This window comes from Desulfonatronospira thiodismutans ASO3-1 (assembly GCF_000174435.1).
GTDB classification, from domain to species: domain Bacteria; phylum Desulfobacterota; class Desulfovibrionia; order Desulfovibrionales; family Desulfonatronovibrionaceae; genus Desulfonatronospira; species Desulfonatronospira thiodismutans.
In genome coordinates this window covers 926,131-951,276 of sequence record NZ_ACJN02000002.1, presented here as the reverse complement: position 1 = coordinate 951,276, position 25,146 = coordinate 926,131, and the positions used below count along the sequence as shown (strand labels likewise).

At 53.6% G+C, this 25,146-nt stretch carries 21 protein-coding genes; 14 read left to right on the top strand and 7 right to left on the bottom strand.

Annotated features, from left to right (window positions below; genetic code table 11):
- Positions 1–417 precede the first annotated feature (417 nt).
- Positions 418–1,452, top strand: coding sequence for an AmmeMemoRadiSam system radical SAM enzyme (gene amrS, locus DTHIO_RS10530; protein ID WP_008870281.1), 1,035 nt, complete (start codon positions 418–420; stop codon positions 1,450–1,452).
- A gap of 409 nt (positions 1,453–1,861) precedes the next feature.
- Here amrS and DTHIO_RS10525 read toward each other — a convergent pair whose 3' ends face one another.
- Both DTHIO_RS10525 and fliJ read right to left on the bottom strand, forming a co-directional pair.
- The gene (locus DTHIO_RS10525) at positions 1,862–2,431 is read right to left on the bottom strand and encodes a MotE family protein (protein ID WP_008870280.1); all 570 of its coding nucleotides are present in this window, start codon (positions 2,429–2,431) and stop codon (positions 1,862–1,864) included.
- Complete coding sequence (fliJ, locus tag DTHIO_RS10520) at positions 2,406–2,885, bottom strand: flagellar export protein FliJ (protein WP_008870279.1); 480 nt, start codon at positions 2,883–2,885, stop codon at positions 2,406–2,408. The genes DTHIO_RS10525 and fliJ overlap by 26 nt, the downstream gene beginning before the upstream one ends.
- Before the next feature lie 198 nt (positions 2,886–3,083).
- On the opposite strand from fliJ, the gene DTHIO_RS10515 reads away from it, so the two are divergent.
- Entirely contained in the window at positions 3,084–5,024 is a 1,941-nt protein-coding gene (locus DTHIO_RS10515) for a molybdopterin biosynthesis protein (protein WP_008870278.1), read from the top strand.
- Positions 5,025–5,028: 4 nt separating this feature from the next.
- Here the strand turns inward: DTHIO_RS10515 and DTHIO_RS10510 are convergent, their stop codons facing one another.
- Together DTHIO_RS10510 and DTHIO_RS10505 are read right to left on the bottom strand one after the other, a co-directional pair.
- Positions 5,029–5,976 (bottom strand): histone deacetylase family protein, encoded by a 948-nt coding sequence (locus DTHIO_RS10510; protein ID WP_008870277.1) that lies wholly within the window; start codon positions 5,974–5,976, stop codon positions 5,029–5,031.
- Positions 5,977–6,165: 189 nt separating this feature from the next.
- Positions 6,166–6,939 (bottom strand): SAM hydrolase/SAM-dependent halogenase family protein, encoded by a 774-nt coding sequence (locus tag DTHIO_RS10505; protein ID WP_008870276.1) that lies wholly within the window; start codon positions 6,937–6,939, stop codon positions 6,166–6,168.
- A 382-nt stretch (positions 6,940–7,321) separates the two neighbouring features.
- Here DTHIO_RS10505 and DTHIO_RS10500 point away from each other — a divergent pair, with 382 nt between their 5' ends.
- Positions 7,322–8,191, top strand: a complete 870-nt coding sequence (locus tag DTHIO_RS10500) for a DUF2156 domain-containing protein (RefSeq protein WP_144311504.1) — start codon at positions 7,322–7,324, stop codon at positions 8,189–8,191.
- A gap of 271 nt (positions 8,192–8,462) precedes the next feature.
- Here the strand turns inward: DTHIO_RS10500 and topA are convergent, their stop codons facing one another.
- On the bottom strand, positions 8,463–10,700 hold the full coding sequence (topA, locus tag DTHIO_RS10495) for a type I DNA topoisomerase (protein WP_040418491.1): 2,238 nt from the start codon (positions 10,698–10,700) through the stop codon (positions 8,463–8,465).
- Positions 10,701–11,389: 689 nt separating this feature from the next.
- Between topA and DTHIO_RS10490 the strand changes: the two genes are divergently transcribed.
- Positions 11,390–12,391: a DUF933 domain-containing protein gene (locus DTHIO_RS10490; RefSeq protein ID WP_008870273.1), complete on the top strand. Its 1,002-nt coding sequence runs from the start codon at positions 11,390–11,392 to the stop codon at positions 12,389–12,391.
- 270 nt (positions 12,392–12,661) lie between these two features.
- Positions 12,662–13,420 carry an RNA methyltransferase gene (locus DTHIO_RS10485; protein ID WP_008870272.1) on the top strand — a complete coding sequence of 253 codons (759 nt, stop codon included), beginning with the start codon at positions 12,662–12,664 and terminating at the stop codon, positions 13,418–13,420.
- On the opposite strand, the gene DTHIO_RS10480 is transcribed toward DTHIO_RS10485, so the two are convergent.
- Positions 13,365–14,996: a response regulator gene (locus DTHIO_RS10480; RefSeq protein ID WP_008870271.1), complete on the bottom strand. Its 1,632-nt coding sequence runs from the start codon at positions 14,994–14,996 to the stop codon at positions 13,365–13,367. The two genes, DTHIO_RS10485 and DTHIO_RS10480, sit on opposite strands and share 56 nt — an antisense overlap.
- Before the next feature lie 425 nt (positions 14,997–15,421).
- Positions 15,422–16,267, bottom strand: a complete 846-nt coding sequence (locus DTHIO_RS10475; RefSeq protein WP_008870270.1) for a purine-nucleoside phosphorylase — start codon at positions 16,265–16,267, stop codon at positions 15,422–15,424.
- Between the two features lie 147 nt (positions 16,268–16,414).
- On the opposite strand from DTHIO_RS10475, the gene DTHIO_RS10470 reads away from it, so the two are divergent.
- The 9 genes from DTHIO_RS10470 to DTHIO_RS10430 all read left to right on the top strand — a co-directional run bounded on the left by DTHIO_RS10470 (position 16,415) and on the right by DTHIO_RS10430 (position 25,081).
- Positions 16,415–17,173: a motility protein A gene (locus tag DTHIO_RS10470; RefSeq protein WP_008870269.1), complete on the top strand. Its 759-nt coding sequence runs from the start codon at positions 16,415–16,417 to the stop codon at positions 17,171–17,173.
- Entirely contained in the window at positions 17,160–17,915 is a 756-nt protein-coding gene (locus tag DTHIO_RS10465; protein WP_008870268.1) for an OmpA/MotB family protein, read from the top strand. Before DTHIO_RS10470 ends, DTHIO_RS10465 begins: the two co-directional genes overlap by 14 nt.
- Positions 17,916–18,326, top strand: coding sequence for a PilZ domain-containing protein (locus DTHIO_RS10460; protein ID WP_008870267.1), 411 nt, complete (start codon positions 17,916–17,918; stop codon positions 18,324–18,326).
- Entirely contained in the window at positions 18,313–19,719 is a 1,407-nt protein-coding gene (locus DTHIO_RS10455; RefSeq protein ID WP_008870266.1) for an ATP-binding protein, read from the top strand. The genes DTHIO_RS10460 and DTHIO_RS10455 overlap by 14 nt, the downstream gene beginning before the upstream one ends.
- 30 nt (positions 19,720–19,749) lie before the next feature.
- Positions 19,750–21,990 (top strand): carboxyl transferase domain-containing protein, encoded by a 2,241-nt coding sequence (locus tag DTHIO_RS10450; RefSeq protein ID WP_008870265.1) that lies wholly within the window; start codon positions 19,750–19,752, stop codon positions 21,988–21,990.
- A 43-nt stretch (positions 21,991–22,033) separates the two neighbouring features.
- Complete coding sequence (locus DTHIO_RS10445) at positions 22,034–22,684, top strand: biotin/lipoyl attachment domain-containing protein (protein ID WP_008870264.1); 651 nt, start codon at positions 22,034–22,036, stop codon at positions 22,682–22,684.
- Positions 22,685–22,779: 95 nt separating this feature from the next.
- Complete coding sequence (locus tag DTHIO_RS10440; protein ID WP_008870263.1) at positions 22,780–23,127, top strand: hypothetical protein; 348 nt, start codon at positions 22,780–22,782, stop codon at positions 23,125–23,127.
- A 36-nt stretch (positions 23,128–23,163) separates the two neighbouring features.
- On the top strand, positions 23,164–23,634 hold the full coding sequence (locus DTHIO_RS10435) for a single-stranded DNA-binding protein (RefSeq protein WP_008870262.1): 471 nt from the start codon (positions 23,164–23,166) through the stop codon (positions 23,632–23,634).
- Positions 23,635–23,722: 88 nt separating this feature from the next.
- Positions 23,723–25,081, top strand: a complete 1,359-nt coding sequence (locus DTHIO_RS10430) for a dynamin family protein (RefSeq protein ID WP_008870261.1) — start codon at positions 23,723–23,725, stop codon at positions 25,079–25,081.
- Positions 25,082–25,146: the final 65 nt, after the last annotated feature.

Sequence of the window (25,146 nt, the reverse complement as noted above, 5' to 3'; positions counted from 1 at the left end):
GCAATTAAGCGTATTATTTTCATTGAGAACAACCCGTGCAACAATAATCATTAATGCTTTTTTCTTTCAAACTCAAGAACTTTCCACCTGACTTCTGCTTCATCTGGATCACGGGCCGGACGCACCATTTCTCCGCAAAAATTTCCGTCATCTACTTGAAAAAACAAAATTTGAACCTATTAATTTACATAGCATGAATATAAAAACGCGTGATGTATCATGTCAGCGCTTTGCATGTGGCATGGGGACTGGCTCTTCCGTCACGCCTGAGGCGTGATTGTCCCAAAAAATGAGATGTTTTAAGCACAAAATGATGCTCAAGTGGGTCCCGGAGTGCCTGTCCCCTGCTTTCCTTAAAAGCGCTGACAGATACCGCGAAATAAACAGCTATCATCGTAATAGTTAAGGAGGTACAATATGATGCATACTTCTAAACAGGCTATACTTTGGAAGCCCTTGAAGGAGCAGAAGGTCCAGTGCCTGGCCTGTTGCCAGTTCTGCCTCATAGAAGACGGAGGCAGGGGTTTTTGCGGGGTAAGACAGAACACCCGGGGAGAGCTTTTCACCCTGGTGGGGGATAACGTGGCCGCCATGAATGTTGACCCGGTGGAAAAAAAGCCTCTGTTTCATTTCATGCCCGGCAGCATGACCCTTTCCCTGGGCACCATGGGCTGTAATTTTTCCTGCAGTTTCTGTCAAAATTACACCCTGTCCCAGCCTCCCAAGGAGCACCAGTTCCGCCAGGGCCAGCCTGTCACCCCTGAGCAGCTTGTAAGCACAGCCCGGGAATACCGGGCCGGGAGTATTTCCTACACCTATTCCGAGCCTACGGTATTCATTGAGCTTGTCCTGGAGACAGCCCGCCTGGCCAGAGAGAATAAACTCAAGAATATAATCGTCAGCAACGGTTTTCAGAGCCCGGACTGCCTGAAGGAGATGGACGGGCTGATTGACGCAGCCAATATAGATCTCAAAGCCTACACCGAGGATTTTTACCAGAACCAGTGCAAGTCCAGGCTAAAGCCTGTTCTGGACAACCTGGTCAAAATCAGGGAAATGGGCTGGTGGCTTGAAGTAACCACTCTTATCATTCCCGGGCTCAACGACTCCACCAGGGAGCTTAAAGACATGGCCGGATTCATTAAAAACAACCTGGGAGCGCATACGCCGTGGCACATATCCAGATTTCACCCCACCTTCAACCTCACCGACAGGCAGTCCACCCCGGTGGAAACCATCGAAGAGGCCTGGCATACTGGAAAGGAGGCCGGACTGGAATATGTCTATACCGGAAATATTCCGGGCCATGACGGTGAAAACACCACTTGCCCCGGGTGCGGGGAAATTGTTGTCTCCAGGCTGGGGTTTCAGTTGCGCAGTGTCAATCTTGACAAGGGAGCCTGCGCCGGATGCGGCAGGAAAATAGCCGGTTATAAAATGTCCAGGGCCTGATGGTGAATGATTGTGAAGAGTTATTTAGTTTCCATCCGGAAAGTCTTTCTTTCCGGATGTTGAAGCTGTTGGTTTTCTTTACGGAAACGAGGAGTTTTTTCTTTTGGCAAGGAAGTCAAGCAATTATGAGGAGGCGTATCTTAATACGGTGACGAATAATTGTGCAGATTGACGCCGCCAAAAGGAAAAAGAACCGTTTCCGGATGAAAACTATTTAACGATAGAGCAAAACTATACGTGCACTCCAGCGATCTGTTTTCACGAAAAAAACCTTTAACCATGAAGGACATGAAGGGTATGAAGTCCAGAAAAGAGACAGCTTTTTCCTTTCTGTTTTTTAAACTTCATGCCCTTCATGGCTGGCAACTCTTAATCATGGTTAGAGCGGAAACAAAAGACGCTCAGGCAGTTACTGCTCAATAAATGGCAGCTGCAGGTCGGTGAGCATCTCTGAGAGCCTGGCCGCTTTCTGGGGGTTGACGTTGGTCAGTATGTCCCCTGCTTCCCTGCCCCGCATTCCAGCCAAAACTTTGACAGCTATGTCTTCGTTCAGGGTCTCCAGGACCTGGGCTGCCTGAGGAGGCTCCATATTTGAATAGACATCCACCAGGTGGGCGATTTTTTCATCGCGGACCACGTCAGCCTCTTTGAGCATCTCATCCACTTCGGCCTGCAACCCTCTGAGTTCTTCCAGCTTGGCATCCAGCTCTTCTTCCAGATCGCGCAGGTTGCGCTCCCTGCGGTCCAGCTCAGCCTCACGTTCCCGGAGCCTTTGCACCTCCCCCGGGATATCCTCTTCATCCACTTCCTCCACGTCTTCATCGCCTCCGTCATTGTTGTTGTCCCCGGGAGCGGCCATGGCAAGCCTTGTTTCCATGACAGGAGCTTTCTGGGTCACGGGTTCACCTTCCGTCTGGCTTTTCTGACCCGGCAGGGCGAAAATAAGCCCCAGCTTAATCACCGCCAATACCATGATCATCTGCAACAGCCTGGAGGGCCTCAGGCTGGTAGCGCAGAACGGCCATTTCATCAAACTCTTTTTGTTCTTCTTGTTGCTGCTCATGGTCAAATTTTACCTTTCTATTGTGTTTCAATCTTTCCAGAACTTTTTTCTGCTTGCTTTTCTCTACGAGTTCCTGGCGTTTCTGGTTGATATCCCTGGACAACCTGCCCAGTTTCTCTTCGGCCTTGACCAGGTCAAGATTCAGACGGTCCCGGTAAAGGTTGTAGAGCCAGATATCGGCCTGGGTTATATCTTGTTTCTCTTCCATGCTCTGCCTGGCCCGCACCCTTTCCTCCAGGATCTCCTGGACCACCTGGTTCTGCTCCTGGTATCTCTTCCTGGCCAGGGCCAGGGCTTCTTTGGCCTTGTCCTCCTGCTGCCGGCGCAGGTCCAGTACTTTCTGCAGGGAAAATATAAAATTCTTTCTCATGAATGACAACCTTGTTTTCCGGATTTCTGCCTGGGCTGATTCAAAAAATGTGCCTTTCCCTGAAAACAGGCTTAAGCCATACTGCCCTCGGAACTTGAAGCCCTCTGGACCTTTATAGTGAAAAAAATTAATATCAATTTTCTCTTCCGCAGAACTTAAGTTTAAACCTGCAACAAACTGAAATCAAAGGACTATAAAATGGACAGTCAAAGAAGTATCTATCTCAAAACCATAAGCATTGATGAAGCACTGGAAAAGGTGCTGGAGGAAATTACTCCCGCCAGCCTGCCGGGCCGTGAATCCGTTCCCTCACAGCAGGCCCTGGGCAGGGTGACAGCAGGGCCGGTCCGGGCCAGGTATTCATCCCCCACCTTTCACAGCGCAGCCATGGACGGAGTGGCAGTAAGGGCCGAAAGCACCTTCACCGCCCGGGAGGACAACCCGGTGATACTTGAGAAAGGGCGGGACTATGTGGAGATAAATACCGGCAATCCCATTCCTGATGGTATGGACAGCGTTATCATGGTGGAAAAGATCAACCAGGAGTACGAGCACAGCATATCCATTGAGCAGCCGGCCTACCCCTGGCAGAACGTGCGCCGCATAGGCGAAGATATAGTGGCCACAGAGCTTCTGCTGCCCCGGAATCACGAGATATCCGCCTATGACATAGGAGTATTGCTCAGCGGAGGCATCTGGGAAGTGGATGTATACCAGCAGGTGGGCATCCATGTAATACCCACCGGGGATGAAGTCCTGGATTTTACATCCCGGCCGGACCCCAGTCCCGGACAGGTCATCGAGAGCAATTCCCAGGTGCTTGCCGCCATGGCCCAGTCCTGGGGATGCAGGTTCTCGCGCACTGCCCCGGTACCAGACGAACCACAAAAGCTGGAAAAGGCCCTGCAGGAAGCCCTGGACTCCCAGGCCCATATCGTGGTCATCGGGGCCGGTTCGTCGGCTGGCAGCAAGGACTTTACCCGCAGAATCATCCAGGAAAAGGGCCGGTTACTGGTGCACGGCCTCAAGGCCATGCCCGGCAAACCCACGGTGCTTGGCATCTCCCACAACAACAAGATCCTGGTAGGAGCTCCGGGATATCCAGTAAGTTCTGTAATCTGCTTTGAGCAAATATTAAAGCCCCTGGTTTATCATCTGTCGGGAAAAACCCCGGAAGAACCGGTGACTGTCGAGGCCAGACTGACCCGGAAAATACCCTCCAGACTGGGAATGGAGGAGTTTTTAAGGGTCTCTGTGGGCCGGGTGGGAGAACAGTACGTGGCCACTCCCCTGCCCAGGGGCGCGGGCATGATGACCACCCTGACCAAAGCCCAGGGCATGACCAGAATCCCTGCCGACCTGGAAGGGATGCAGCAGGACAGGATGATCGAGGTACAGCTTCTGCGCAGATCCCGGGAAGTAAACCAGGTGCTGGTAACCGTGGGCAGCCATGACAACACCGTGGATTTTCTGGCCAACGAACTGGCCCTGTTCAACCCTCCGGTCAGGCTGGCCTCAACCCACGTGGGCAGCATGGGCGGCATTACCGCCATCAGGCGGGGCACGGCGCACATGGCCGGCATTCATCTTTTCGACCCTGAAACCGGGGACTACAACTTTCCATTTCTGGATAAATATGCCCCTGACCTGGACTACAGGCTCATCAACCTGGCCGTCCGGCACCAGGGCCTGATGGTTTTACCGGGCAACCCCAGAAACATCCGCTCTCTGCAGGACCTGCCCCGGGATGACGTGGAATTCGTCAACCGCCAGAAGGGAGCAGGCACCAGGATCCTTCTGGATCATCATCTGCAGCAGGCGGATATTTCACCTGAAAAGGTGAAAGGCTACTCCAATGAAGAGTACACGCATATGGGGATTGCAGTAAATGTCCTGAGCCGGACCGCTGATTGCGGGCTGGGCATCAAGGCCGCAGCACAGGCCCTGGGTCTGGACTTTGTGCCCCTGGCCAGGGAGCGCTATGACCTGCTCATTCCTGAAGATTTCATCCAGGACGACAAGGTGGTCCAGGTAATGAATCTGCTGCATTCCCGGGACTTCAAGGCCGGGATTGAAAGCCTGGGCGGCTACGAAACCACCCTCACCGGCCGGGAAATGAAACCCGGCATGGGGCTTTAGCCTGTTACCCGCCTTGCATAAGGGTTTTTACGTGGGCTGCACAGGCCCGGGCCAGACCGTCCAGGTTGTACCCCCCTTCCAGGGTTGACACCAGCCGTCCCGAGGCATGCTTGCCGGCTATTTCCATGGCGATTTCGGTGAGCCGGGCAAAATCGTCCTCTGTAAGGTTGAAGCGGCCCAGGAGATCTCCCTGCATGGCGTCAAAGCCGGCGGAAACAAGAACAAGCTGAGGCTTGTATTCATCCATGGTCGGGACCAGGTGCCCTGTAAAGGCGGGCAGGATTTCATCCCGGCCCGCACCGGCGCTGAACGGAAAATTCATGTTTGTTCCCCGGCCTTTGCCGGAGCCGGTTTCGTGTCTTTCCCCTGTAAAAGGAAACCAGGCTTCCTGGTGGGTGCTGAAGAAAAACACCTCCTGCTCCTGGTAAAAGGCCTCCTGGGTACCGTTTCCATGGTGTACGTCCCAGTCTATGACCAATATCCGGTCCAGGCCGTATTTCTTCATGGCATGCCTGGCAGCCAGGGCCACGTTGTTGAACAGGCAAAAACCCATGCCCATGCCGGGACGGGCATGATGCCCCGGGGGACGCACCGGGCAGAAGGCATTGGCCGCCTTGCCCTCCATGACCAGGTCCACCGCGTTTATGAGGCCTCCTGCGGCGGTAAGGGCCGCATCCCAGGAACCGTTGCTTATACCGGTATCCGGATATCCCAGGGAGTGGCGTCCGGCGGCCACGCTGTCACGTACCAGGTCCACGTAACCGGCTTCATGGTTGCCAAACAAGTCCTCTTCCCGGGCCGGCTCAGGGCTTTGCCATACCAGCTCAGAATTCTGATCCTCGTTCTGCAGGGCGGAAACAATGGCATCCAGCCTGGCCGGGTTCTCGGGATGCCCGCTGCCGGCCAGGTGGGTCTTGCATATCTGATCATACATAATAAATGTTTTAGCCATCTGCCTTCTCCTTTTGGTCTTACGTACTCCCTTACTGTAAAATACACAGCAGTTGACATCGAGACTGTGCACACTGTCGCGCCCCTGGCCAAGTCGCTGCGTTAGCTTACATCGCTAAAGTCGCCCAGTCGCCCCCCAATCCCCAATCCCCCAATCCCTTAATCCCCCAATCCCTGAATACCTCAATTCTCAATCCATAAACGAAAACAAAGCCTCATCTCCGGGGGCGAGCCCCAGCAGCCGGGCAGCGCTGTATTCCCTGGCCGCGATCTCAAGTTTGCCCTGGCTTCCGGTGACCAGGCCCAGGCACCCTTCGGGGATGGCAGCGTAATATGCAACCAGAACCATTTCATAACCGCCGATACGCATCCTCGCCCCCTGCAGCCTGCCCGCCCAGGGATCTATGTCCAGGTTGAGCACCAGGTTGCCGTAGTGGTCCCGGTGCAGGACCACGCATTTAACCCCGGTACTGCACGCAGCCGGCTCAGGCAGGTAAAGCCTGACCAGTTCCTGGGGATCAAAAGCTTCAAAATCCGCGGGTACCTTTTGCTTTTCAGCCAGATCCGCCCCCAGAGGTGCAAATATATCCCGGCCGTGAAATGTGGTGGATGAGGGAGGATTGCCCAGAAACCTCCGGCATGTCTTTAAAAGCCCGGCATCCAGGGCCTGGGACAGAAGTCCGTTGTCCGGAGCCAGTATCCAGCAGGTCCGGGTTTCAGCCAGGACTATGCCGCGATCAGATCCCACCCCGGGATCAATCACGGCTATAAATACTGTGCCCGGTGGAAAAAAATCCAGGGAGCATGCCAGCAGAAAGCCTCCCTGGTGGATATTAAAGGCCTGCACTCCGTGGGTCAGATCCACAATATCCGCCCCGGGGCAACGACTGTAGACCACCCCTTTCATCTGTCCCACATAAGGGTCCTCTATGCCGAAATCAGTAAGCAGGGCAATCAGGGACATGACAAGCCTCCATGAAAATTATCGACTCACCGTGACTTCCACGCCGTAAAGGACAGTAAGGATCTGTCACGATATAAGTGTTTTATTTGTCTTATTGTTCCCACGCTCTGCGTGGGAACATTCCCTGGACGCTCAGCGCCCACAATGACCGCAGGAGCGGTCGGGCTACGCTCTCCCGCCCTGGCGGGACAGAGCGTAGGAGCGATAAACCCCAGATTATGCAAGCATTATGTAACACTAATTTTTTGACAAACCCTAAACCCTGCATGGCGCACAGCGGGAAAATGGTTGTTGCTTAATTATAGAATTTTACCAGAAAAAATCCGCCTTGACCATGCCTTGTACCTGCTTTAAGTAAGTTGTTTTCACCAGATTGAGGACAATGATGCAATTTTACCCCATAGATTTATCCCTGCAGGACAGTTACAACCGTCTGCTTGCCCGAACTCAGCAACCCGTTTCAGACTACAGCTTTACCAATGTCTGGGGCTGGTCCCAGGAATACGGCCTGGAAATAGCCTTTGACCACGAACTGGCCTGGATCAGACAGGACAAGCCCGAGCAGGGCTTCTGGGCACCGGTGGGCGACTGGAATGCAGACTGGCCCAGGATACTGGACAGCTTCCCCAGGCCGGCCCGATTTATACGGGTCCCGGAAAAACTGGCCCTTATCTGGAAGGAAAGCCTGCCAGGCGTAGAAATACATGAGGCCCGGGAACACTGGGACTATCTTTACTCCGTGCCGGAACTAAAGGCCCTGAAGGGCAACAAGTGGCACAAAAAAAAGAACCTGTACAACCAGTTTGTAAAAAACAACGACTATACCTACGTCTCACTGGACCGCAAGTACATTGAATTCGCCCTTGGACTTCAGACGGAGTGGTGTCTCTGGAAGGAATGCCAGGAATCCCAGACCCTGGAAGCTGAAAATCACGTCGTGGTCCGGGTCTTCAACGCCTGGGAAGAACTCCGGGGGCCTTTCGGGGCCGGGATCATGGTCAACGGTGACATGGCCGCCTTTACCGTGGCCGAGGCCCTGCCGGACAACACCCTGCTTATTCACTTCGAAAAGGGCTGCCCCAAATACAAGGGGGTGTATCAGGCCATGAACAGTCTGTTCCTGCAGAATTCGGCCCCGGACTTTGAAGTCGTCAACCGGGAGCAGGATATGGGCGACCCGGGTCTTAAAAAAGCCAAAGAATCCTACCACCCCATTGGGTTTCTGAAAAAATACACCGTGGTTATCCACTAAGGCGGGCTGTGCCCGCAACCCAAGAAATAAAGACTCCTTAACCGCCCGTTCGAAGACTCACTCAAGACGCAAAGGTCGCAAAGGAAGGCAGTAAGGTTTTTTTCATTTGCCGGGCTTGCGGCAAATGAAAAGGCAGCCTTGTCCAAAACCGTGTCCCGGTTTTGGACAATAGACCTGCTTCGCGTCTTTAACTTTGCGTACTTAGCGGCTTTGCGGTTCAAAATTTTTCTTGTTTTTTATGACAGGGTTTCAAGAGTAAGCCAGTAACTCATCATATTTCCTCCCAGTACTTGCATCCCTTAACCGGACAGTCCAGGTGCTGCCCGCGTGTCTTGGTGTTCTTCTGCACCAGAACCTTTGACCCGCACTCCGGGCATTCCTTGGCCACAGGCGGATTCCACAGAGCATAATCGCATTCGGGATATCTGTTGCAGCCGTAAAATATCTTGCCCCTGCGGCTGCTCTTTTCCACGAGTTCCCCGGTACAGCCGTCCTGAGGACAGGCAATGCCCGTGGAAAAAGGAGCGCTGTGCTTGCACTTGGGATAGTTGTCGCAGGCGATAAAACGGCTTCCGGTGCGGGCTTTCTTGATGACTAAGTCTCCGCCGCAGTCCGGGCAGGTCCCTACCTTTTCACGTTCCACTGTCTCATTTTCCACCAGTTGCACGCTGCCCTTGTCATCCCGGGTGAAATTGCTGGTATTCTTGCATTCCGGATAACTGGAACAGGCCAGAAAAGCCCCGTTGCGCCCGAAACGGATGAGCATGGTTTCTCCGCACTTGTCGCACTTGATGTCCGTCTCCTTGCCCCCCTTGACCGAAGCCATGGCCTTCTGGGCCTTTTCCAGGGTGGGGTAAAATTCCCCGGTAAAACTGCGCATCACCTCCACCCAGTTTTTTTCACCCAGAGCGATGGTATCCAGGTCCTGCTCCAGCTGGGCGGTAAATCCTGCATCCAGCAGGGACGGGAAATGCTCGACAAGCAGATCGCACACTTCTGAGCCCAGTTCAGTGGGCCGGAAATTTTTTTCCTCCAGGGTTACGTATTCCCTGTCCAGGAGTGTGGAAATAATGGCTGCATAAGTGGAGGGCCTGCCGATGCCCAGTTCCTCCAGCCTGCGCACCAGGGAGGCTTCGCTGTACCTGGCCGGGGGCTGAGTGAATTTCTGCTCCTTGGACAGATTTTCCAGGACCAGCTCTTCATCCTTGGCCAGCTTGGGCAGAAGACTGTCCTCCTGGGTGCCCCCCGGGATATAAATGCGCAGAAAACCCGGAAAGATAATGCGCTCTCCCTTGGCCCGCCACAGAGTGTCTGCCGCCTTGACGGTCACCACAGTATCCCAGAACCTGGCCGCGGCCATCTGGGAGGCCATGAACCTGGACCAGATGAGATTGTAGAGCACGTAATCATCCCGGGACAGGTAGGACTTGATTTCGTCCGGAGTAATGGACGGGTCCACCGGCCTGATGGCTTCGTGGGCATCCTGGGCTGAGCCCTTGGATTTGAAGAACCTGGTCTTTTTTGGATAATAATCCTTGCCCAGGTTGTTTATGATCCAGGATTTGGCCTCCTGCTGGGCCTCCTTGGCCACCCGCACTGAATCGGTACGCATGTAGGTTATAAGGGCGGTGGTGCCTTTGTCTCCCAGGTCCAGGCCTTCATACAGGCGCTGGGCCACGCTCATGGTCCGCTTGGCGGTGAATCCTAAGCGGTTGCTGGCTTCCTGCTGCAGGGTTGAGGTGATAAAAGGCGGCTTGGGATCCCTGGATCTCTCCTTTTCTTCAACCGACTGCACTGTAAACGAAGCCCCCCTGACTTTTTCCTCCAGGGCCAGGGCATCTTTTTCCGAGGGCACATGGGCCTTTTTACCGGCAATCTTCCACAGTCCAGCCTCAAAACTCTCCAGGGCCTGGGTCTGCAAATTGACCTTAAATACCCAGTATTCTTCGGGCACAAAGGCCTGGCGCTCGCGCTCGCGCTCCACTATCATGCGCAGGGCCACGGACTGCACCCGGCCGGCGGAAAGGCCGCGTTTGACCTTTTTCCAGAGAAGAGGCGAGATCTTGTAGCCCACCAGCCGGTCCAGAACACGCCTGGCCTGCTGGGAATCAAACAGGCTCTGGTTCAGCTCTCTTGGATTCTGCAGGGCCTCCTGTACCGCCCTGGAAGTGATCTCGTTGAACTGGATACGATGGATATTGGCATTCTTGGATTTTATTTCCTCGGCAATATGCCAGGCTATGGCTTCACCTTCCCGGTCAGGGTCCGGTGCCAGAAAAACTCTGGCTGACTTGGCAGCGCTCTGCTTGAGCTTATTGACCACCTTTTTCTTGCCGTAGATGATCTCGTATTCGGGCTGAAAACCGCTTTCTTCATCCACTCCCAGGGTTTTCTTGGGCAGGTCCCGGATATGGCCCACTGAGGCCTCCACCATGTAATCCTTGCCCAGGAATTTGCTGATGGTCTTTACCTTGGCCGGCGACTCGACGATAATTAGATCTTTGCTCATAATGTTGGTGCGTATAAGCATAGCATTCTTCTTTGGCAAGGAAAAATTGACCCGGGGCGTTTCCCTTGTCAGAAAGAGCTTTTTGCTATAAGGCCTTTGGCCTTTGACGGCCTGCGCCTACAAACCTGTTTCTTGAAGAATCAAGGATCAATGAGTTGAGGGATCAAGGAATCAAGAAAGGCTTGACACACGTGCTTTATGACAGTCCAGAATCCCTGAAACTGTAACCATTCAGGGGGTCCTCGGTGCTGACTAGTTTCCATCCGGAAATTCTTTATTTCCGGATGCTGAAACTGATGGTTTTCTTTCCGGAAACGAGGAGTTTTTTCTTTTGGCAAGGAAATCAAGCAATTATGAGGAGGCGTATCTTAATACGTTGACGAATAATTGTGCAGATTGACGCCGCCAAAGGGAAAAAGAACCGTTTCCGGATGAAAACTGACTAATGGCACAAGGCCAGGGGACTGTCCCCCGCTAAGTAATGATTATGCAGCTTCACAAAATTTTGCGTCTGTAATTTGTGTATTTGTGCAGGACAAGTGACGCGGGGACTGTCCCCAGTCACGCCAGAGGCGTGATTCCTGTCCCCCTGAATGGTTACCTGAAACTTTATCCTTTAATGAATCCCTCAATCCCTTAATACCTTAATTCCATAATCCCTTAATCCCATAATCCATAAAGGTGAAGATATGAAAACCGCCATAATAGGCTTCAGCGGCAGCGGCAAGACTGAGCTTTTCAAAGCCCTGGCCGGTCCAGGCACCCCGGGCAACAGGGCCGCGGTCAAGGTCCCTGAGCCGCGCCTGGAACCACTTTGCGACCTTTTCAAACCCAAAAAAATCACCCATACGGAAATAGAGTTCCAGGACCTGCCCGGGGGAGGCTCAAACTCCCTGGGCAACAAGGTTTTAAGCGATATCAGAGGCTTTGAATGTCTGCTGGCGGTCCTGGACGCCTACACCGGAACCCATGACCCGGCAGCCCAGCAAAGCGCCATTGAAGCCGAGCTCATTATCGCCGATCTGGCGGTGATCGAAAAAAAACTGGAAAGGATGCAGGAAGACAAAAAAAAGGCCAAACACCTGCATGACCAGAACCAGGAAGAACTCCTGAACAAGGCCAGGCAGGTCCTGGAACAGGACAGTCCTCTGCGGGAATATCCAGACCTTGCCGCTCATGAGGATCTGCGGGGTTTTGCCTTTCTGTCATCCAGACCAGTACTCTATGCCTGGAACGTGGCTGAGGACAGCTTGAGCGGCTTTAAAACTCCGCCGGAAAGTACCGGCATGGGACATGTCGCCTTTTCCGCCAGGCTGGAAAGGGAACTGTCCGAGCTGGAGGACCAGCAGGAGCTTCTGGAATTCATGCAGGAACTGGGCATTGAGGGGTCAGTGCTGGACCGGGTCATTGGCCGGACTTATGACCTTCTGGGCTTGATCACTTTTCTCACCGCAGGGGAAAAAGAAGTGCGCTCCTGGCCGCTGAAGCGGGGGAAAAACGCCTGGGAAGCCGCAGGTGTAATCCACTCCGATATACAGAAAGGCTTTATCCGGGCCGAAGTGCTGGGATGGGAGGACTTTTTGGCCTGCAAGACTTTTAAAAAGGCCAGAGAACAGGGTGTGCTGCGCCTTGAAGGCAAGGAATACATCGTGCGTGACGGGGACATCATAACCTTCAGGTTCAATGTCTAACGCGGGCCATGCCCGCAACCCATTTTTTCACGCAAAGGCGCCCAGTTAAATCCTCTTCGAGGTGCTTACGCATTTAACCGGGCAAGCAAAGATCGCAAAGGAAGGCAGCCTTGTGCAAAACCATGTCCCGGTTTTGGACAATACACCTACTTCGCGTCTTTGACTTAGCGTCTTAGCGTCTTTGCGTGAGAATTTTCTTGTTTTTTATGACCCCAGTGTATTGGAAGAAAATACACGGGGCAAGCAAGGTTTCAGGAGTAAGTCACTAACATGAACAACATCGCGGTCATACTCTGCCGCCCCAAGTACTCGGAAAACGTCGGCTCCGTGGCCCGGGCCTGCATCAACATGGGCTGTTCCAGGCTGATCATCGCCGGATCACAGACCTTCGACCCGCAACGGGCCGCTCCCCTGGCCACCTCCAGAGGGGCGGAACTGCTGCGCTCAACCGAGCACTACCCCAACCTGGAACAGGCTCTGAAGGGCTTTCACCGGGTCTTTGCCACTTCCGCCCGGGTGGGTGGCTGGCGCAAGGGCGTATTTCTGCCCTGGCAGGCGGCTCAGGAAATCATGCGCCCGGAAACCCTGGACCAGGACACCGCCCTGGTTTTCGGCCCCGAGGACAAAGGCCTGGCCAACCATGAGATAGAACTCTGCCCGCGCATCATTTCCATCCCCACCACAAGCCAGGCCTGGTCCCTCAATCTCTCCCAGGCGGTTCTCCTGGTCCTGTATGAATGCTTTAAGCATGTACCGGCCGCCAGAACCCGCCATATCCCCTCCTGGGACTCGCCTCCTGTTACCCAGGAGCAGATGCAGCTTTTGCACCAGAACATCCAGGAGACCCTGCTGCTTATAGATTTCCTGCAGCCGGACAACCCGGATTACTTCATGCTGCCCCTGAAAAGGTTTCTGGCCAAAACAGGCATCCGGCAGCATGAATTCAATCTTCTCATGGGAATATGCAGGCAGATCAAGTGGATGGCCGGCCGGCTCCCTCCAGGGCCTGCTTCAAGGTCTCAGCCGTAAAGGGCTTGAAGGTGATATCACTCACACCGGCTTTCCTGGCCTTTTCATTGTCCTGGACCTCGTTCTGGGTGGTGACCATGATAATGGGCAGACTGTTGTCAGGATAGATTTCCCTGACCATGCCTATAAGGTCGATTCCGGTTATCTCGGGCATGTTCAGATCAGTAAACACCACCTCCGGCCGATTTTCCCTGAGCCATTTCATGGCTTCAGTCGGGTACTCGAACACCAGCGGCTCATAACCCAGTTCGTACAGAGTGGATTTATAAATCTTCAGGATCATCTTTGAATCATCCACGGCCACGGCCACCGGTCTCTTGTCCTCCCCAGGATCACCAGGCTTGAGCCTCTGAGACAGTTCCCTGTAACCATACTTTTCCAGCAGATCCCGGAAATATTCCTGCACTTCGGGAGCAGCGCTCTGCACAAGATAATCAGTGACCATTTCCTGGAATGTCTCTTCCTCCAGAAGGGCAACCAGGAGATTCTTGGCCTGGGCGCTGACAATGGCCCGGACTGTTTTCAGCGCGTCCTGGTCCTTCTGCCGGACCATGTTTTTCACCCCGGCGGCCAGGACCTGGTTCAGATTCTGATCAATAGCCGAAGCCGCAACAACGCACACATGCTCCTCTGGATCAGTAAGACCCCTGGCCAGTATGTAAGCCCCCTTCTCCAGGGGCATACGCCCCAGGGCCTCATAGGCTGCAAACCGCACGTTGGGATCCTTTGGTTCCTTTCCCAGCATCTTGCGTATAAAGGTCAGTGCCGAAGCATCCCCGATATCTCCCAGGACATTCAGGGTATGAATCACGAGGTCCGGGTCGTCGTGCATGAGGTTGTCGCAGAGCATGGGCACCGCCTTGGGGCCGATGCGCACCAGCTTGGACTTGGCATAGTTTCTCAGGTGGGCATAATGCGAACTCAGGGATTGATTCAGCTTGCTGAGGGAAACATGATCCTGAACCTGGGAAAATATGTCCAGTATAAGAATGTCCAGCTGGGCATCGCTGCCCATTTTCTCCGATAACCGCTGCATGGCCGTTGGTGTGCCTATCTGTCCCAGGCTCCTGGTGGCGGCGATGGTCAAAGGTTTGTGATTGGAATAAAGAAATTCGCTTATGGAATTGGTGGCGGCAGGATCTCCCATGGATCCTAAGGCGGTAATGGCTTCCTTCAAAATATTTTCGTCCAGCTCCCGCACCAGGATCTCCATAAGACCTGTAGCCGCCTCCTGCAGCCTTAACTCCCCGGCCATACTGATAAAGACTTCCCGGGGAGGCACCTTGTCCTCGATGGTCTTGAGAAGAATTCCCGGTTGCTGCAGGGTTACTGCCATGAGTGCGCTCTTGAGGTCTAAAAGCTGTTCCTGCAGGGCCGGCCTCTTTGAAATGAGAGAAACAAGCAGAGGTCCGACAAACTCAGGCTTGCCCTGTTCCAGGATATGTATCAGCTTTTTCCGGGTGCCGGCATCAGCGCTTTCAATATGTTCCAGGACCAGGTCGGCCTTTATCCGGTCCTGCTTGGAAACGTTGTCTTCCAGTTCACTCAACAGGTGCCTTGGGTCGAAATGAGACATTTTCTCTCCTTGTCATTCCGGCGACAACCAGGCTCTATCCCTGGTTCATCAGCGCACATTTTTTGAATTTTCTGCCTGTCACGCTGCAAGTGTTCTCTCTAGTTTCCATCCGGAAAGTCTTTCTTTCCGGATGTTGAAGCTATTGGTTTTCTTTCCGGAAACGAGGAGTTTTTTCTTTTGGCAAGGAAATCAAGCAATTATGAGGAGGCGTATCTTAATACGTTGACGAATAATTGTACAGATTGACGCCGCCAAAAGGAAAAAGAACCGTTTCCGGATGAAAACTCTCTAACGATCCAGCACTCAACTTGAGCTGCCAATCCCGCCAGGCTCGGCCTCCGGCCCAGAGGGGCCTGCGCCCCGGATGGCAAAATCACTTACTCAAGTTGAGTGCTGGACAAAGCCCCCTGACCTCTGACCCCTGACTACTGACCCCTGACCACCCCGGTTAGTCGGGGCAGGGTTTCCCTTAGCAGTGTCACCAGGTTATTGTTTATCTTGCGGGCCTGTTCCAGGATTTCCTCGTGAGAGGTCTCGGCCATGCAGTCAGGAAGATTCTTGTTGGTCAGGCATGAATATCCAAGCACCCGCATTCCCAGGTGCCTGGCGGCTATAGCCTCAAGGGTGGTGGACATGCCGATGGAGTCAGCACCAAGCTTCCTGAATGCCTTAGTTTCCGCAGGAGTCTCCAGGGAAGGACCCTTTATACCCATGTATACTCCTTTCTCCAAAGGGATTTTCGCCTCCAGAGCTGCCCCGGCTGCCAGACTTTGTAGCTCCCGGCAATAGATATTGCTCATGTCCGGAAATCTGGGTCCCCACTCCTGCACATTATCCCCCACCAGGGGGTTTTCCCCGGTCATATTGATGTGATCGGTGATAAGCATTATATTGCCTGTAGAAAAAAGAGGGTTCAGGGCCCCGGCTGCATTGGTCAGAACAGCTGTCCCGGATCCCCAGAGCCCCATGACCCGCAGATTGCGCACCACTTCCCCGGGGCTTCTTCCTTCATACAGGTGGACCCGGCCGCTCATCACCGCCAGGCAAAGATCCTGATCCCGGCACAGAAAAAGAGTGCCCTCGTGCCCTTCTACTGTTGAATCAACAAACCCGGGGACATCACTGTAATCAAGGCTTGCAAAGGGCTTGAAATCCCGGGCCAGATCTCCCAGGCCGCTTCCAAGCACCACCAGAACATCCGGGCGAAAATCCGGAAAAATTTTTTTTAAATAGCCAAGGGCTTCATAAACCTTGTTTTTTTCTGTCGACATGTTATATTGTCTCCTGCTCTGGCTTGCTCACCCATAAAAAACCGGGATTAATCATTGCAATTTTCGTGAAGATAACCCAAAAAAATCCCCGGAGCACTGCATACGTCCCAGCCCAACCCGCTAAGCCAGGAATCATAAGGATGCTTTATGGATTTTGCAACTTTTTTCGGCATCATTGTAGGATTTTCCCTTATAATTGGTGCCATATTCATAGGCGGAGCAGTAGATACCTTTGTCAACGTCCCCGGGGTCATGATAGTCCTTGGGGGAACCATGGCCGCCACCAGCATAAATTTTCCGGTTACGGACATCAACAAAGCCTTTCGGGCCGCTTTTTACATTTTTGCCGGAAAAAGCGTCACCGCCAACGACGTGGTAAACACTATGGTCCGCATAGCCGAAATCAGCCGCAGGGACGGACTGCTGGCCCTGGAAAACATCAAGACCGAGAACTCAACCTTGAAAAAAGCATGCCAGCTTATAGCCGACAATACTGACCCGGAAACCATTTCCCAGACCCTGCGCATCGAGATAGTCGCCCTGCGCAACCGGCATGCAGTTATCCAGGATGTATTTAAAAAAATGGGCACCTACGCCCCCAGCTTCGGGATGATCGGGACCCTTATAGGACTGGTCCAGATGCTGACCATGCTGGATGATCCGGCTTCCATAGGACCGGCCATGGCTGTGGCCATCCTGACCACATTTTACGGGGCACTTCTTGCAACCTTGCTCTTTTTGCCCATTGCAGGCAAACTAAAGAGCAGGACACAGCAGGAGAACCTGCATCTGGAAATCATATTCCAGGGCGCCCAGTCCATCCTTGAAAACAACAACCCAAGGGTGGTCTACGAGAAGCTGTCATCCTTCGTGCCCCCGGCGGAGAGGAAAAATGAGCGAAGATAAATACAGCCTGTCCTCCAGATCCGCTGAAATGGAGCAGGACCAGGAAGAAGACGAGCCTAAAAACTGGATCACCATTTTTGCAGACATTGCCCTTCTTTTGCTGGTCTTTTTTGTGCTGCTGTTCTCTTTTTCCACTTTAAGCGATGAAAAGTTCCGGGAAACCATTTTATCTGTGCGGGAGTCCCTGGGCCGGGAAGAAACCGAAGACTGGGGAATGCGGGTCAGAACAGACACGTCCGGCGTCCTCATGGACAGAGCCACTCAGTTCCGCCAGCTCCAAGAGGCCCAGCAGGAGACATTCGCCGATATCCAGTACTATCAGAATGAACATGGCATTGAAGGCATAGTGGGAGCCAGGCTGGATGAGGGCAAAATAACCCTGACCCTGCCCTCGGAAGTGCTTTTCGACCTGGGAGAGGTGGAACTCAGGCCGGAAGGAGAAGAACTGTTGCAGGACATGAGAGATATATTTAATCGACACTCTGAGCAACGCATCAATATTGAAGGACATACCGACAACATCCCTCCCCGGGAAGGCGGCAGGTTCGAGGACAACTGGGAAATATCCTCCCTGCGCGCCCTGAACACCCTGCGTTTTCTCAAGCAGGAGGGTATTGATCCCGGACGTATGACCGCCACTGGATACGCCGACCTGCAACCCCTCTATCCTAATACCACAGAGGGCAACAGGGCCAGGAACAGGCGTGTGGAATTCGTCCTGGAAAGGCATATCGGGGGATAGATGTCTGATTTCTTTGGCGAATTCAACTTCGATTACGAGACCGGCACCAGGCGCAGGGCATACAGGATCTCTATCCCCGGTCTTTACGTGCGTATCAGGGGTCTTGAACATGCTTTTCCAGTTCAGGACATCAGCGCCACTGGTGTTGCTTTTGAAAACACCTATAGACAGCATCTGGACTACCAGCCCGGTGACGAAATGGAGCTCGACCTGCTCATCAAAGACAGAACCTATCTGGAAGAACTCAAGGCCTTGCTTGTCAGGCACAGGGATTTCATGCTGGCCTGCGAGTTTCATGACCTTGGCCTGCGCCAGGAGGCCGGACTGGACAAGCTGGTTCTGGAAGTGCAGAAAAAATGGATAGCCGCCAAAAAGAAAAAAAGGGCCGAAGAAAAAAATGAAAAAACATAAAGTGCTCATTGCCAACCGCGGAGAAATCGCCATCCGCATACTCAAGGCATGTATGGACCTGGGTCATGACTTTGTCTGCGTCTACACCAGGGAGGATGCCCAGTCGGAACACTGCACAGAGGCTTTAAAACAGGGCGGTGAAGACTGCCTTTACCGCATAAGCTCCTATCAGGATCCCAACGAGATTTTCGCCGTGGCTGACCAGAGCCAGGCCACAGCAGTGCACCCGGGGTACGGATTCTTTGCCGAAGATTTCCGTTTTGCCCGCCGGGTAGTCCAGAGAAGCAGAAAACTGGAGTTCATCGGGCCTTCCTGGAAAATAATCCAGGACCTGGGAGACAAAATCAACACCAAAAGGCTGGCCAGACAACTGGGCGTACCCACCATACCCGGCTCAGACCGCCCCATCTTCGACGACCTGGAGGCCGAGGAGATAGCCCGCTCTCTTTTCAATTTCCAGCAGGAACAGGGTATTGAACAGCCTGTAATCCTGGTCAAGGCCTCTGCCGGAGGCGGAGGCATGGGCATCGAGGAGGTCAATGATCCCGATCGCTTCCGCAACGTCCTTAGAAAGGTCAAAAACTACGCCCGCCGACAGTTCCGGGACGAGGGCGTGCTCATCGAGCAAAGGCTTTTTGATTTCAATCACCTGGAAGTACAGATCCTGGCAGACAGCCATGGCAACGTGGTGCATTTCGGAACCCGCAACTGCACAGTGCAAAGTACAGGCAGGCAGAAAAGAATCGAAGTTGCACCGGGATTTGATCCCGGTGCAATAAGTTACGCCTTTGACGCCGGGCGGGTACTGGACGACATCATAAATTATTCCGTACGCATGGCTCAGAATGTGGGCTACAACAGTATCGGCACCTGGGAATGGATAGTCAGCCCCACAGGGGAACCCTTTCTCATGGAGGTCAATACACGCATCCAGGTGGAAAACGGAGTCTCGGCCATTACCTCCCGCATTGAGGATATGGAGGTGGACCTCATCCGGGAGCAGATCCGCATCGGCCTCGGGGAAAAGATGGACTTTGATCAAAGCAGCATCAGGTTTGAAGGTGTAGGCATAGAGTACCGCATCCTTGCCGAAGACCCGGACAATGCATTCACCCCCTGGGTGGGCAGAATAGAGCAATTTTCCTGGCCCGAACATCCCTGGCTCAGGATGCACACGCACATCCCCAGGGACCGGGCTTACGACATCCCTACGGAATTCGACCCCAACCTGGCCCTGGGCATCGTCTGGGGCAAAGACCTTAAAGAAGCCAAAAAGCGGGGAATCAGCTTTTTGAACCAGCTGACCCTGGAGGGTAGAAACAACGTGGGTGAACCTCTCAAATCCAACATCAACTACCTCAAAGAGAAAACAGACAGACTGCTGATTTTTTGAACACAGACAACCCTTTAACTCCCCAAAAATATGACAGATATAGAAAAACAGATCCAGGACTTAAGAGAACGTCTGCAATACATCGAAGACATATTCGGCAACAGGGAGAACACCAATATCACTTTGTTGCGCTCCAAACTGCAGGATTTCATCCACAACCTGCCATCTCTTGGCCCGGGACAGATTAAGCGACAGCTGACATCTCTAAGCGACCTCTTCAGCTTCCTGGAGAACAAGCTGGAAAAAGAGCTGACCCCCATGGACAGGGTGCGCATTGTGCGTCATCCCCAGAGGGTCTGCCTCAAAGACATCCTGGAAAACGTCTACGACAACTATACAGAGATCGGTGGGCAGGGCGAATACAGCATCGACCCGTCCATGATCATCGCCCGGGCCTACATAACCCGCAATGTGGGCAAAAAGACGTACAAGCAGCCGGTAATGGTCATCGGCCAGGAAAAAGGCCATGGCGAGGAATTCAGAAACGGGGGCTCGGTAAAACCCTGGGGCAATGCCAAGGCCCTGGAATACATGAAGGTTGCAGAGCGCGAAAACATACCCATCCATACCTACATATTCACCCCGGGGTCGTATCCCATAGAGGACTACCCCGGCGCAGCGCAGCAGATAGCCAGAAATATCTACGCCATGGCCGGCATCAGGGTTCCGGTGATAGCCGTTCTTTCCGAAGGGGGCTCCGGGGGAGCCGAAGCCATCGGCCTGACCGACACCAGGATAATGCTCTCCCACGGCTACTACTCGGTCATATCCCCGGAAGGAGCAGCCGCCATTGAAGGACGCTCCAGTTCCACCCGCAAGGCCTCGGCACAACTGGTGGAAAGCTGCGCCAGGCAGCTGAGAATCACCGCCAGGGACAACCTGGAAATGGGCTACGTGGACCGCATCCTGCAGGAACCGCCCCTGGGGGCCAGGCCTGATCATTTCGACTTTTTCCGCAAACTGCGCCGGGAAGTCATCCTGGCCACCGATGAGATTGTTCTTTCCATCCGCGGGGTCAAGCTCTTCAGAGCCATTGCCCTTAGAAAGCTCAACAACCCCAATATCTATGTCCGCTGGAGCATATCCTCCAAGTCCAAGGAACGTCTGATTTGGAGAAGATATCAGAAATACCGCGGGCTCTGCTCCTGGGCATACCAGGACAGGTCCACCAACTTTCAGAAATGTAAAAGCGCTGTCCTGGAAACCGGCTGGTCCGTCTATTCCTTTTTGCGCTACGAATTCTTCGGCCGGCACCAGAGGGCCATCACCCACCTGGCTGAAGACGTGCAGGGCGAAGTACATGCCCTCATGGACAGGGTCACTCACCGCTTTTCCAGCCTCTTCAAGAAGCTTCCCTGGGTCAGAAAAGAAAGGGAGGACGCCTGTCAGTTGACCACCCTTTCCACCTGGGAAGCGGGCATGTCCTGGAACGAACACTGCAGGTACGTAAGCCCTCAGGCCAACCAGGACAAGACCCTGACCTGTCCCAACAGCGAGAAACACAACTGCCTGGATTTGTGGGCCCCGGACCTTTTCGGAGATTTTGCAGGAGTCTGCAGCCATTGCGGACATCACTTTCCCATGGAATATGAATGGTACCTGTTTAATGTATTTGATTCCCGCTCCATCCGTGAATTCAATGCCCCCATAGAGGCCTCCAACCCCCTGGAATTCGACGGACTGACCCACAAGCTGGACAAGGCCAAGAAGCAGACCGGACACAAGAGTGCCTGCATGACTTTCGAGGCCAAAATAAAGGGCATCCAGGTAGCGGTGGCCATGCTCCTGGCCAGGTTCAGGGGCGGAAGCGTGGGCGCGGCTGAAGGGGAAAAATTCATCAGGGCCGCGGAACAGGCCAGGCGAAAGCATATGCCCTTTCTGGCCTATGTGCACGGCACAGCCGGCATCCGGATCCAGGAGGGCACCAACGGACTTCTTCAGATGCCCAGGTGCACCCTGGCTGTGCGCAGATACCTGGAATCCGGTGGACTGTATCTCGTGGTCTACGACACCAACTCCTATGCCGGACCCGTGGCCAGTTTTCTGGGATGTTCACCTTACCAATTCGCCATCCGCTCAGCCAACATCGGCTTTGCCGGCCCCGGAGTCATCAGGGAAACCACCGGCATGGACATCCCCCCCAACTACCACAAGTCCTTTCAGGCTCTGTCCAGGGGACACATACAGGGCATCTGGGACCGCCGGGAGATCAGAAACAACCTGCACCATGCCCTGATGACCATGGGTGGGGAGTTTTTATATTACAGGTAATAAGCAGAAGTGACATTGCTTCCGCCAATAAAGGAGCCATGCCTTGATCGACACCATATCCCTTTTAAATGAAATAAAACAGGCCCCATACAAGGAAATAACCGTCAGTGCGCCGCATTCCGGGCGTATCGAATTCGCAGTCAACCAGACAGGAGTAAAGGTCAAAGGGGCCTCAGGGACATGGCTTGAGCGTCCCGGTACACTGCTGGCCAGGTTAGTGCGCGAAGGCAACCCCAAACCCATTTATGCCCCGGAAAAGGGCGAGGTGGTGGAATTTTACGACGTCAGCGACCGGGAGTTTGTCCAGGCCGGCACACCGCTTATGAAGATCAGGCATTGCCTGACCAAGCAGGAGGTGATGGACATAATCCTTAAAAAAGCCCTGCATCTCTTCATTGCCCCGGAGAAAGGGCGCTATTATTTTGTATCCGAGATCGACACCAAGATAAAATCCCAGGGCCTTCGTTCCGTCAGCGTCAAAGAAGGCGACGAGGTGCTTATTCTTTCCAGGATGAAACGCGAGACCACCATTACCTATCAGGGACCGCAGGGGATAATCTACACAGCTTACTTCAACTCCAATGAAAGCGTGGAGACGGGAGCCCCCCTTTTCGGCGTCTGCCCCGAGAACCAGGTCCAGGACATCAAGGCAGTCATTGACAAAATTCAAAGCGGATGGGAAGAACAGGAATAGCTTTGGGATCCTGGTGACTGCCAGAATAAAAACAGAGACCAGTCACTGAACAATTACTGATTTTTTTAAATTCAAACTCAACCGGAGTATGCGTCATGGGAGAAATAATCCAGATCCGGGTCATGGCCCAGACTTTTGACCCCGAGGAAGCCAAAAAAAGGTGGAGCGATCTGGCAGAAGCAGCCTTTGACATGGACAGCCTGCAGATCAAAGCTGAAAAAGATTTCCACATCAAGCTTGTGGACGCCCTCGTGGACCGCAACAAACTTGGGCAGTTGTCTCCAAACCTCAAAGAGGCCATCCAGAAGGATCTGCAGACCGCAGGGCAGTTGCGCGACAAACTCCAGAGAAGCCTGAGCGACTGGGACCCAAGGGCCGCGGACAGGGCGGCCTACGAGCTTGAAGACGTTCTGGACCGCATGCAGCAAAACGTGGTGCGCTGACTGAATTCATAGAACAAGGAACCGTAAGGAGGATATATGGCAGGGTCAATGAATAAAGCTATCATAGTGGGCAGGCTGGGCCAGGACCCAAAGCTGGCCTATACAGCCAACGGTCAGCCTGTGGTCAACATGAGTTTAGCCACGGACGAATCTTACACCGACCGGGACGGCAACAAGGTGGACAAGGCTGAATGGCACCGGGTGGTGGTCTTTAATAAACCCGCCGAGTTCTGCGCCAACTTTCTTCGCAAAGGCAGCCTGGCGCTGGTGGAAGGCAAACTGCAGACCAGGAAATGGCAGGATCAACAGGGCCAGGACCGATATACCACTGAGATAGTAGCTATGAGAGTTCAGGGACTGGACTCCAAGGGGCAAAGCCAGGGAGGGGAATCCTATGTAGCTGCCCCGGAACAGGGCAGGGATCAATCCCAGGCCAGGGAAAGCCAGGAAAAGATGGGACCAGCCTTCCCTTCCGAAGCCGGCGGGATGGATGAAGCCCCTTTTTAGTTTCTACCATTCATGTAACATTTATTTAAAAAGCCTGTAATATTACAGGCTGTTCAACTGCATATTGCATAAACACGGGGATGCAATCATGGACGACAAGGCTTTTCAGCAAGAGATCCAGGACAGGGTTCGAAAGACAATCGCACCTGTTTTCTCCAAATACGGCATGGATGTAAACTGGCTTGACTCCACCATGAAATGGAAGCCCCTGATCCTGGTCATCGGCAGCTATTCCTCGGGAAAGTCCACCCTCATCAATGAGCTTCTGGAAATAGACGTACAGAGAACCGGCCAGGCGCCTACAGACGATTCCTTCACTGTAATCACCAATGACGGTGAAAATGTCCCCGGAGAGACCCCCGGGTCCACCCTGGTAAACGATCCCAGGTACCCTTTCGCCGGGCTCAAGGCGTACGGGGAAAACCTCATTTCCCACCTCTGCCTCAAAAACGTCCCCTCTCCACTGCTGGAAAACACGGCCATCATAGACACCCCGGGAATGATCGACTCCACCGCGGAAAGAGACCGGGGCTACAAGTACCTGGAGGTCATTGGAGAACTGGCTGCCATGGCGGACATGATTGTTCTCATGTTCGATCCGCACAAGGCAGGCACCATCAAGGAAAACTTCAGCACCATCAGAAACATACTGCCTGGAAGGACGGGCGAAGACAGGGTTGTGTATGTTATGAGCAGAATTGATGAATGCGACAATTTAAGCGACCTTATCCGCTCCTACGGCACCCTTTGCTGGAATATCTCCCAGATGACCGGGAGAAAGGACATGCCGCACGTCTTTCTTACCTACTCCCCCAGGGAAGCCAGACTGGACCAGTCCAACCAGGAATGGCCCCAGGAACGCCAGGAACTCAAAGAAAAAATCGGCAGCGCCCAGGCCATGCGCATCAACCATATCCTGGAAAACATCGATCGTAAAACCGGGGAACTCGAACTCGTGTGCGAGGCCCTGCACCGTTTCTCCAGGAGGGTCAGGCAGCTCCTCTCCGGCACCTTCAAATGGACCCTGGCTGCAGCCCTGGCCGTTTTTGCCCTTGGCTTCGTCCTCCTGCAGGGTCACCAACCTCTGCAGGACCAGGGCCTTTTTTCCGGAATAACCCAGACATCGCTTCTTTCAATGGAGGTCATCGTCCCTGCTGCCGCAGCCCTGCTGACTTTCGTCCTGGGCTGGGTCATCTTCGCCAGAGTCCGCTTCAGAAACCTTCTACAGAAAACCCTGCGCAATCCCGACAACCTTGTCCACCTGGACAGCGACTACCGCAGGAGTCTATGGGCCAAGGTCAAAAGCCATGTGCTGGACCAGCTCAGGCAGCGCACCGTCAGACAGCACCTGTTTCAATCCGGGGCAAGCCTGGACCGGGTCCGCAAGTTCATCCGAAGGGACCTCAAGGAATACTACTCCAAGATCGGACGTCCCCGGCAGGGTTAGCCGCCGCCGGTCCCCGCTTTAGTTGAATGTTCTTTCCGGACAAAATAATTTTGCAGCGCATAAAG

Excerpts from the sequence above, each read along its gene's own strand:
- amrS (WP_008870281.1), top strand. The coding sequence starts at position 418 with ATGATGCATACTTCTAAACAGGCTATACTTTGGAAGCCCTTGAAGGAG.
- DTHIO_RS10525 (WP_008870280.1), bottom strand. The coding sequence starts at position 2,431 with ATGATCATGGTATTGGCGGTGATTAAGCTGGGGCTTATTTTCGCCCTG.
- fliJ (WP_008870279.1), bottom strand. The coding sequence starts at position 2,885 with ATGAGAAAGAATTTTATATTTTCCCTGCAGAAAGTACTGGACCTGCGC.
- DTHIO_RS10515 (WP_008870278.1), top strand. The coding sequence starts at position 3,084 with ATGGACAGTCAAAGAAGTATCTATCTCAAAACCATAAGCATTGATGAA.
- DTHIO_RS10510 (WP_008870277.1), bottom strand. The coding sequence starts at position 5,976 with ATGGCTAAAACATTTATTATGTATGATCAGATATGCAAGACCCACCTG.
- DTHIO_RS10505 (WP_008870276.1), bottom strand. The coding sequence starts at position 6,939 with ATGTCCCTGATTGCCCTGCTTACTGATTTCGGCATAGAGGACCCTTAT.
- DTHIO_RS10500 (WP_144311504.1), top strand. The coding sequence starts at position 7,322 with ATGATGCAATTTTACCCCATAGATTTATCCCTGCAGGACAGTTACAAC.
- topA (WP_040418491.1), bottom strand. The coding sequence starts at position 10,700 with ATGAGCAAAGATCTAATTATCGTCGAGTCGCCGGCCAAGGTAAAGACC.
- DTHIO_RS10490 (WP_008870273.1), top strand. The coding sequence starts at position 11,390 with ATGAAAACCGCCATAATAGGCTTCAGCGGCAGCGGCAAGACTGAGCTT.
- DTHIO_RS10485 (WP_008870272.1), top strand. The coding sequence starts at position 12,662 with ATGAACAACATCGCGGTCATACTCTGCCGCCCCAAGTACTCGGAAAAC.
- DTHIO_RS10480 (WP_008870271.1), bottom strand. The coding sequence starts at position 14,996 with ATGTCTCATTTCGACCCAAGGCACCTGTTGAGTGAACTGGAAGACAAC.
- DTHIO_RS10475 (WP_008870270.1), bottom strand. The coding sequence starts at position 16,267 with ATGTCGACAGAAAAAAACAAGGTTTATGAAGCCCTTGGCTATTTAAAA.
- DTHIO_RS10470 (WP_008870269.1), top strand. The coding sequence starts at position 16,415 with ATGGATTTTGCAACTTTTTTCGGCATCATTGTAGGATTTTCCCTTATA.
- DTHIO_RS10465 (WP_008870268.1), top strand. The coding sequence starts at position 17,160 with ATGAGCGAAGATAAATACAGCCTGTCCTCCAGATCCGCTGAAATGGAG.
- DTHIO_RS10460 (WP_008870267.1), top strand. The coding sequence starts at position 17,916 with ATGTCTGATTTCTTTGGCGAATTCAACTTCGATTACGAGACCGGCACC.
- DTHIO_RS10455 (WP_008870266.1), top strand. The coding sequence starts at position 18,313 with ATGAAAAAACATAAAGTGCTCATTGCCAACCGCGGAGAAATCGCCATC.
- DTHIO_RS10450 (WP_008870265.1), top strand. The coding sequence starts at position 19,750 with ATGACAGATATAGAAAAACAGATCCAGGACTTAAGAGAACGTCTGCAA.
- DTHIO_RS10440 (WP_008870263.1), top strand. The coding sequence starts at position 22,780 with ATGGGAGAAATAATCCAGATCCGGGTCATGGCCCAGACTTTTGACCCC.
- DTHIO_RS10435 (WP_008870262.1), top strand. The coding sequence starts at position 23,164 with ATGGCAGGGTCAATGAATAAAGCTATCATAGTGGGCAGGCTGGGCCAG.
- DTHIO_RS10430 (WP_008870261.1), top strand. The coding sequence starts at position 23,723 with ATGGACGACAAGGCTTTTCAGCAAGAGATCCAGGACAGGGTTCGAAAG.